The organism is Lutispora sp. (assembly GCF_041687175.1).
Classification (GTDB): Bacteria; Bacillota; Clostridia; order Lutisporales; family Lutisporaceae; genus Lutispora.
This window is the reverse complement of sequence record NZ_JAWLCK010000213.1, coordinates 1-2,712: the sequence shown is the minus strand read 5'-3', so window position 1 is coordinate 2,712 and position 2,712 is coordinate 1. Positions and strand designations below refer to the sequence as shown.

The 2,712-nt window shown below is 41.3% G+C and carries 2 protein-coding genes; both read left to right on the top strand.

The genetic code is table 11. The features are described from left to right. A partial coding sequence (locus tag ACESM9_RS15425; RefSeq protein ID WP_373000768.1) for an adenosylhomocysteinase occupies positions 1-1,159 on the top strand: 1,159 nt, incomplete at its 5' end. Next, positions 1,160-2,443 carry an amidohydrolase gene (locus ACESM9_RS15420; protein WP_373000765.1) on the top strand — a complete coding sequence of 428 codons (1,284 nt, stop codon included), beginning with the start codon at positions 1,160-1,162 and terminating at the stop codon, positions 2,441-2,443. It begins immediately after the preceding gene. The last annotated feature ends 269 nt before the right edge of the window (positions 2,444-2,712 follow it).

The following is a 2,712-nucleotide window of genomic DNA, read 5'->3' as shown; positions in this document are numbered from 1 at the left end:
GATAGAAGAAGAGTTCACAAAGAATAAGCCTTTCACAGGAAAAAGAATTGTAATGTCAATACATCTTGAAGCAAAGACTGCCTATCTTGCAAAGGTTTTGAAGGCAGGAGGAGCAGAGGTTTCCATAACGGGAAGCAATCCACTGTCTACCCAGGATGATGTGGCTGCAGCTTTGGCAGAGGATGGACTTCATGTCTATGCCTGGTATAATTCCAACGCGGAAGAATACAATGAGCATCTCAATGCGGCTCTTGATATAAAGCCCCATATAGTTATAGATGATGGGGGAGATTTGGTTCATTTATTACATAGCACAAGACAGGAATTGGTACCTGACATATTGGGAGGCTGTGAAGAAACAACAACAGGTGTATTGAGGCTGAGAGCCAGAGAGAAGGCAGGCCAGCTTTTGTTTCCAATGATTTCTGTAAATGATGCTTACTGCAAATATCTTTTTGACAATAGATACGGCACCGGTCAATCCGTATGGGATGGAATAATGAGAACCACTAACCTCATCGTAGCTGGCAAAACTGTGGTGGTCATAGGTTACGGCTGGTGCGGAAAAGGAGTAGCAAATAAAGCAAAAGGCCTGGGCGCTAATGTGGTGGTTTGCGAAGTGGATCCCATAAAAGCCATAGAGGCATACATGGACGGCTACAGGGTAATGCCTTTGACTGAAGCTGCTTCCATAGGAGATTTTTTTGTAACTGTGACAGGATGCACTAAGGTGTTGACAAAAGAGCACTATGAGAAGATGAAGGACGGAGCCATACTTGCCAACGCAGGTCACTTTGATGTGGAGATATGGAAGCCGGATTTGGATGATCTAGCTGTTGAAAAGAAGATAATGAGAAACAATATTATGGGATATGTGATGAAAGACGGCAGAGTTATAAATTTACTGGCAGAAGGAAGACTGGTAAACCTGGCAGCAGGAGATGGGCATCCGGCAGAAATAATGGATATGAGTTTTGCATTGCAGGCCTTGTGTGCTGAGTACATAAAAGATAATTATAGCAGCCTGGATAAAAAGGTATATGAAGTGCCTGATGAGATAGACAGGAAAATTGCATTTATGAAGCTGGAAGGTATGGGTATAAAGATTGATGCCCTCAGTAAAGAGCAAGATGAATACTTAAAAGGATGGGGAGAATAGATGAGTCTGTTGCTGATAAATGCCTCCGTAATAACATGTGATGAAAAAGGAACTCTCATCAAGGATGGAGCAGTAGGGATAAAGGATGGAATTATAGATTATGCAGGTCTAGTACAAGGTAATTTAGTTGAAAACTACGAAAGAGTCATTGATTTGAGAGGCAAGGCTATAATGCCTGGTTTTGTAAATGCTCACAATCATGCTGCAATGACCATGTTCAGGAACTATGCTGATGATCTGAAGCTTATGGACTGGCTGTTTGATAAAATATTTCCTCTGGAAGATAAGCTTACAGAAGAGGATGCTTATTGGGCTTCCTCCCTGGCGATGCTGGAGATGATAAAGGGAGGCACAACTGCCTTTTGTGATATGTATATGTTTATGGACAAAACCGCAGAAGCGGTTGCCCAATCATGTATGAGAGCAGCTTTGGGAAGAGGACTTCAGGGGGAATCTGCTGAAGGAGCTGATCATAGAATATCGGAAGCTCTTGAACTCTATAAGAGTTTTCATAACAGCAGCAATAGAAGGATCAGGGTGAATCTTGCACCCCATTCTGTTTATACCTGTTCTTTTCCTTATCTTGAAAAGGTGGCCAGGGTTGCCCGGGAAATTAAGGCTGATATACAGATACACCTTTCTGAAACAACAGATGAGGTCAAAAATTGTATAGAAAAGTATGGCATGTCACCCATCAAGCTTGCTGATAAAGCAGGACTGCTGAATGAAAGAACCATAGCTGCCCATTGCGTAGTAGTTGATGATGAAGATATGGAGATATTGAAGGAAAAGAAGGTCAATGTGGTGCACAATCCAGGAAGCAATATGAAACTTGCCAGTGGAATAGCACCCATAAAAGCCATGGCAGATATGGGAATCAATATAGCCTTGGGAACAGATGGAGCTTCCAGCAACAATAATTTAGATATGCTGGAGGAGATGAGGACTGCAACCTATCTTCAAAAAGTTATCACTAAGGATCCTACAGCTCTTCCTGTAGACCAGGTACTTAGAATGGCAACTATAAACGGTGCCAGAGCCTTAGGCTTTGATAATGTAGGAGAGGTAAAAAAAGGCATGGCCGCTGACTTAATAGTTATTAATACAGATAAACCCTGGTATTACCCCAAGTACAATGTAAAATCTGCCATATTATATTCCGGGAACTCTTCTGATGTCGAATTCGTCATAATAGATGGGAATATTGTAATGGAAAAAGGTCAAGTATTGACCATGGATGAAGAACGAATTTTATATGAAGTTCAAAAAAGAGCGTTTGATTAGAACACGGATTAACACTGATATAATCACGGATTAGCGCGGAGGGTATTTTTTAGTGGTTAAATATTAGCCCGCCGTGTTAATCAGTGGTTAGTTCCGTGTAAATCAGTGTTCTTCTGAATGACCCATAAGGAATACCCTAGCTCTCGCAGCACGTAACACGAAACCCGTAACAGGACGGAAAATGTATACCCTAGGCTACGCAATCAATATGATACAATACAGTGAAATCTAAGTAATATATAATAGAGTATTTTCATTAACTTTGTTAG

Coding starts and splice junctions, on each gene's coding strand:
- ACESM9_RS15420 (WP_373000765.1), top strand. CDS start 1,160: ATGAGTCTGTTGCTGATAAATGCCTCCGTAATAACATGTGATGAAAAA.